Source organism: Geminocystis sp. GBBB08 (assembly GCF_016743215.1).
Classification (GTDB): Bacteria; Cyanobacteriota; Cyanobacteriia; order Cyanobacteriales; family Cyanobacteriaceae; genus Geminocystis.
Genome location: NZ_VRZC01000209.1, coordinates 1 through 5,672, shown reverse-complemented (window position 1 = coordinate 5,672; position 5,672 = coordinate 1). Strand labels below are relative to the sequence as shown.

The following is a 5,672-nucleotide window of genomic DNA, read 5'->3' as shown; positions in this document are numbered from 1 at the left end:
TTATTGATGTGACTCAGCAGAAAAAAACAGAACAATCATTAAAGATTGCTGAGGAAAATTATCGCAGTATTTTTGAGAATGCTTTAGAGGGGATTTTTCAATCAACTCCTGAAGGGCATTATCTGAATGTTAATCCTGCTATGGCAAAAATTTATGGTTATGATTCTCCTGAAGAAATGATTAATAATGTCAAACATATTAGTCAACAAATTTATGTAGATTCTCAAAAAAGAAAAGAGTTTAAATTTTTATTAGAAAAACAAGATTATATTAAAGATTTTGAGTATCAAATTTATCTAAAAGATCGGCAAATTATTTGGTTGGAAGAAAATACCCGAGCAGTGCGGGATAATGAAGGAAATTTACTTTATTATGAAGGGATTGTTCAAGATATTACACAACGAAAAATTAAAGAAAAAATGTTACAAAAACAAATAGAAGAATTACGGATTTCTATTGATGAAAATAAGAAACAACAAGAAGTAAAGTCTATCATAGAATCTGACTATTTTCAAGAGTTAAAAGCGAATGTTCATCAATTAAGAATCAATAGTTAAATAAAATTAAAAATGACTAAAATAATCTCTATTCATTCCTATCGAGGAGGCACAGGAAAATCAAATATAACGGCTAATTTAGTTACATCTATTGCTTTACAAGGGAAACAAGTAGTGGTAATAGATTGTGATATTCAGTCTCCGGGTATTCATAATATTTTTGATCTTAATGAATCTGATATTGACAAAACTTTAAATGATTATTTCTGGGGAAGAGCGACTATTTATGAGACAATTTATGATGTGAGTCAAGAAACAGGAATTAAAAATGAAGGAAAAATATTACTGATACCGGCTAGTGTTAATGCTGATGAAATTGCCCGGATTTTAAGTGAAGGATATAATGTTAATTTAATTCATCAAGGTATTCAAGAATTAATCAAAAATTTAAACTTAGATTATGTATTTATTGACACTCATCCCGGATTAAGTAAAGAAGTATTTTTATCGATCGCTATTTCTCATATATTTCTTGTAGTGTTACGTCCTGATCGACAAGATTTTCAAGGCACAGCAATTATCATCGATTTAGCCAAACAATTAATGATTCCTAAAATGATGTTATTAGTTAATAAAGTTGTTAATAGTATTAATTTTAATGATTTAAAAATACAAATTGAAAATACTTATGGAATTCCTATTGTGGGAATGTTTCCTGTATCCGAAGAAATGTTTTTATTGGGAAGTAATGGTATTTTTTGTCAAGAATATGCTTATCACAATTGGACTAAAAATTTAAGAATAGTAGCCGAAGAAATTTTAAAAGCTTAAAAAATGATCAAAAAAAAATCCGCCTAAATATTCAGAAGAAGAAAGAATAGGAGGAAATAAGAAATCAAAGAACAACAAACTATAAACTATGAACGAAATTAAAACAGAGAACAAAAACCTAAATTTACCTGAAGGAATTATAAAAATTCTTAATGCTAGTAGAGTTTCAGGTTTCAGAATTAAGCCGTTAAAAAGTTGTTTTATTTATCCCTTCTATCATAAAAATTAAATTTGGTTTTGTCTGTGAGAAAATGTGTGATCTTTTTTATTTGTTTAAATATCCCCTTGGGGTAATCAATAAATCATGATAGCGTTTCGTGGTACTGTTCCCAATCATGACGGTGGTTAGCATATCAATGGGATGGTTTAACATTTGGGCGAGGGTGGTAATAGTAATATGTTCATCATCTCGTGTAAGGGAACGAGCGATCGCCACAGGGGTATTAGGATGACGGTATTGTAAGAAAATTTTTTGAGTGTTAATAATTTGTTGGGTGCGAGTGTTCGACCGAGGATTGTAAATAGAGGTGATAAAATCAGCAGAAGCGGCGGCGATGATGCGTTTTTCAATGACATCCCAAGGAGTTAATAAGTCACTTAAACTAATAGCACAAAAATCGTGCATTAAGGGTGAGCCAATTTTAGCCCCTAAAGTTTGCATTGCTGTGATGCCAGAAAATACTTGTACTGGTGGTTGTTTTCCGTCCCAGTTCTGATTTTGCAAAATTTCTAACACTAACCCGGCCATGCCGTAAATACCGCAATCTCCTGAAGAAATTACAGCTACCTTCAAGCCCCATTTTGCCAATTCGATCGCCCTTTCGGCTCTTTGTCTTTCTTGGGTAATTTGAGAAGATTCGATAATTTGCTCAGGACGTAGTAAACTTTTAATGAGATCAATATATAAACCATAACCGATGATAATATCAGCTTCTCTCAAGGCAGTTTTTGCTGAGGAAGTAAGATACTCAAGGCTACCCGGACCAGTGCCAATCAGGTATAATTTACCATCATGATAGTTATATTCTAAAGCAGATTGGGCGATCGCCACCGTAACTGCACCTTTTTCTCCTTCTTGACGAATAATTTGTTTAGGTACAATTAAACTTGGTGGATTTACTTGATTTTCGACTAAATTTAAATTAGGTAATAAAGCCGCTTTTAAAGCTGAAGCCTCTGCTACGCTAGGTGTACCTACTTCTTCCTTAACAATAATAGATGGATTAGGTACAGAAATTGTGTTTAATTCTTCGGCAGTAAAAGTATGTAAAGGTAAATGCCATTTATCAGCTAAGGCTAAAATACCGACTTCATCTATTTTTAGATCAATGGTAGCAAAAGAGGCGATGGCCTTCCGTGACAAATTATACTTATCTAAAACTTCCGTGACGGCAGATTCAATGAGAGAAGAAGAGGTATTTCTTTCGCAACCGATACCCACCCATAAAACTGGAGGATGCCAACTAACACAAGGAATATTGACGATAGGAGTTTTTTTTGCACCAATATAAACCATTGCTGTAATGGCACTTTCTTGATTTTCTCCTGTTATTAAGGTATCTAAATCAACATTATTATCAAAAATAAAAGGGTGATGAGAAGGTAAAGAATTTTGCCACCAATTTAAACCACAATCTTGTTTAATTAAAGTAGGTTGATTTCTAGCAATATTGATGCTAACTTTTGTCCAATCTCCTGCACCTTTTTTCCATCCAAAAATATCACCAAAAGTGTCGATAGGTGGTAAATAAAGATTATAAGAAGCACTGGTAATTATTGGTTTTGCATCTAATTGATGGGCGATTAATTCGGTTAATTTATCAGCGTTAGCTTGATGTCCTCCCATTAAACTTATAACATATTGAGTATGAGGATCGATAACTATAATTGCTGGATCATGTTTTTTATTCGTTAATAAAGGGGAGATTAAACGTATAACAGCACCAATAGTTAAACTGAAGATAATAGAGGCAGAATCATCCCAAATATTTGCTATATGTTGAGCTAAAGATTGAGGATAATATTTAACGATTTGTTCTTGAAATTTTAACAAACTCTTTTGCCTTCCTTCTGGAAATTCTGAGGAAGATTTAGAAGTTAAATTTAATTTTTCAGGCAACCATAAAACCCCATTAGTAATTTTTGCTAAAGATTCAAGTTGATAAGCATTTTCTTCAGTAACAGCGATAAAATGTAGCGGTTGAAAATCAGCAAAAATAATGGACATAATTCAATAAGTAATCAGAAAATAAATAAAACAGTATATAGCAATACTAAATCAGAATCAGTTGTGAAATATTTAAAGATAGGAAATAATGTTTTACCTATTATTTAACAAGGGGTTTAAACTCCTTGCCTTTAAATTTGTAGTCCTTATTGTGCCACGAATCATTTAGGATTGCTATATTTAAAAAGAAAGTAGATAAAACCCTTTGCGCCATGAGCGCCTTTGCGAGAAAAACAAAAAATCTCAGAAAAAGAAGAGTATATTTTTTGGAACTATTAACAGAAAAACAATTGACCAGAACCAAATCAAGTTAATATTATTAGATAAAGTGATCACTTAATACAATTTTTATTTTTCAACCCCTTAAAAATAGTCATGATTGGAGAATTCTCCCAAGCCAACGAAATATATCACCTTATCGCCTTTCTTGTTGCCATGAACGTGGTTTTATGGAGTACTCCAGTAGTAAAAAGTATTGGGTTAAAAAGTGGTCATGTAGATAAACCAGATCCTCGTAAAGTACATAGGAAACCAATTGTACGCATTGGAGGAGTGGCTATTTTTGCTGGAACAACAGCAGGTTTATTAGTGGTATGGTGGTTAGGAGGATTTGGGATATTATCCCCAGAAAAAGATGCAGAAATTTGGGGCGTAACCATTGGGGCAATTTTCTTCTTTTTTATCGGTTTGGCTGATGATTTATTTAACTTATCTCCTTCTTCCCGTTTAATTATGCAGTCGATCGTGGCGGGTTTTGCATGGTATAAAGGAGTAAGGATTGACTTTTTTACAATTCCTTTTGGTGATTTAATTCGGATTGATATGTGGTGGCTAAGTTTACCTATTACTATTATTTGGCTAGTGGGAATGGTAAATGCTATTAATTGGATTGATGGTTTAGACGGATTAGCGGCAGGAGTATGTGGTATTGGTGCAGTAGTAATGTTGATTGTTAGTTTATTTATGAATCAACCAGCAGCAGCACTATTAGCGGCGGCTTTAGCAGGAGGTGCTTTGGGATTCTTAAAATATAACTTCAATCCTGCTGAAATTTTTATGGGAGATGGTGGTGCTTATTTCATGGGTTTTATGTTAGCAGGGGTGGGTGTTATTGGTTTAGCGAAAACTGCTGCGGTAACAGCTGTAATTTTACCTTATATTATTTTAGCTGTGCCTATTTTGGATATGTCTTGGGTAATTATATCTCGTGTTATGCAAGGAAAATCACCATTTTTAGCTGATAAACGTCACTTACATCATCGTCTTTTAGATGCAGGAATTTCTCAACGGTTAACGGTGTTATTTATCTATTCTCTAACTCTATGGGTAGGTAGTTTAGGATTAGTTTTTTCAGGTTTTCCTAGTGGTGGAGTTTATGCCTTCGGTGCAACGATGTTATTAATCTATACGGCTTGGCAAGTTTGGCGTAATCGTAAAATAGATACTAATACTAATGATTAAGCAAAAAAGGCATCTACATTGACAAACTGAGATGGGAATTTATAGAAATAATAAAGTAATTTTCCTGATTATTGCATAAATTGCTAATTTGCTACTGATAAGTAAATAGAACAAACTGTTACCAAATAAATCATGAACAAATTTCTATATATTATCGGTGCATTGTCTAGTTTAGTCTTAATTTCTAGTGGTTTTTCCATGAACTCTATTCAAACTAGAGCCTCAGCAGAACCTTTTGGTTCTCGAACTATCGATGAAGTATTTTATAACAATCTAGGAACTGGATTTATCGGATTAGGATTATTTACAGGACCGACTCTCTTTGCATTAGCTAATTTATTAGCAATTCAATCTAAAAAAGAGCAATAAATTACTATGGCATTATTAATGATCTTAATAGTCACTTAAAAACTTTAAAATCAAAAATCAAAAAAGTAAAAATAATGGATATAGCAGCTACTAAATTAGTAATAAATCAATTCAGAAATCAATTAACTTTAACTTTAGATAATCCTTCATCAGTTAAGGGACAAGTCAAACAAATCAGTTTAATTCAAAAACAGTTAAAAGTGATTAAAAAGGAGATTAATTTAGCAGTTAAACAAATTAATAAAAATGCTAGTCAATCGACCCATTTATTTTCTATGGGATTAGGT

At 32.5% G+C, this 5,672-nt stretch carries 5 protein-coding genes and 1 pseudogene; 5 read left to right on the top strand and 1 reads right to left on the bottom strand.

Translation table 11 applies throughout. From position 1 onward, the window contains the following. Together FWJ34_RS17685 and FWJ34_RS17680 are read left to right on the top strand one after the other, a co-directional pair. Positions 1-557, top strand: a 557-nt coding sequence (locus tag FWJ34_RS17685) for a PAS domain-containing protein (RefSeq protein WP_308256660.1), incomplete at its 5' end; no start/stop codon positions are given. A 12-nt stretch (positions 558-569) separates the two neighbouring features. Next, the gene (locus tag FWJ34_RS17680; protein WP_308256659.1) at positions 570-1,328 is read left to right on the top strand and encodes a MinD/ParA family protein; all 759 of its coding nucleotides are present in this window, start codon (positions 570-572) and stop codon (positions 1,326-1,328) included. Positions 1,329-1,593: 265 nt separating this feature from the next. On the opposite strand, the gene cobJ is transcribed toward FWJ34_RS17680, so the two are convergent. Beyond that, complete coding sequence (cobJ, locus tag FWJ34_RS17675; protein ID WP_308256658.1) at positions 1,594-3,555, bottom strand: precorrin-3B C(17)-methyltransferase; 1,962 nt, start codon at positions 3,553-3,555, stop codon at positions 1,594-1,596. A gap of 375 nt (positions 3,556-3,930) precedes the next feature. Between cobJ and FWJ34_RS17670 the strand changes: the two genes are divergently transcribed. The 3 genes and pseudogenes from FWJ34_RS17670 to FWJ34_RS17660 form a co-directional block, all read left to right on the top strand. Further along, positions 3,931-5,016 (top strand): MraY family glycosyltransferase, encoded by a 1,086-nt coding sequence (locus FWJ34_RS17670; RefSeq protein ID WP_308256657.1) that lies wholly within the window; start codon positions 3,931-3,933, stop codon positions 5,014-5,016. Between the two features lie 132 nt (positions 5,017-5,148). Then, positions 5,149-5,385 carry a hypothetical protein gene (locus FWJ34_RS17665; RefSeq protein ID WP_308256656.1) on the top strand — a complete coding sequence of 79 codons (237 nt, stop codon included), beginning with the start codon at positions 5,149-5,151 and terminating at the stop codon, positions 5,383-5,385. Positions 5,386-5,459: 74 nt separating this feature from the next. Further along, positions 5,460-5,672 (top strand): annotated as a pseudogene (locus tag FWJ34_RS17660) (hypothetical protein); the annotation flags it as partial.

Coding starts and splice junctions, on each gene's coding strand:
- FWJ34_RS17670 (WP_308256657.1), top strand. CDS start 3,931: ATGATTGGAGAATTCTCCCAAGCCAACGAAATATATCACCTTATCGCC.
- FWJ34_RS17680 (WP_308256659.1), top strand. CDS start 570: ATGACTAAAATAATCTCTATTCATTCCTATCGAGGAGGCACAGGAAAA.
- cobJ (WP_308256658.1), bottom strand. CDS start 3,555: ATGTCCATTATTTTTGCTGATTTTCAACCGCTACATTTTATCGCTGTT.
- FWJ34_RS17665 (WP_308256656.1), top strand. CDS start 5,149: ATGAACAAATTTCTATATATTATCGGTGCATTGTCTAGTTTAGTCTTA.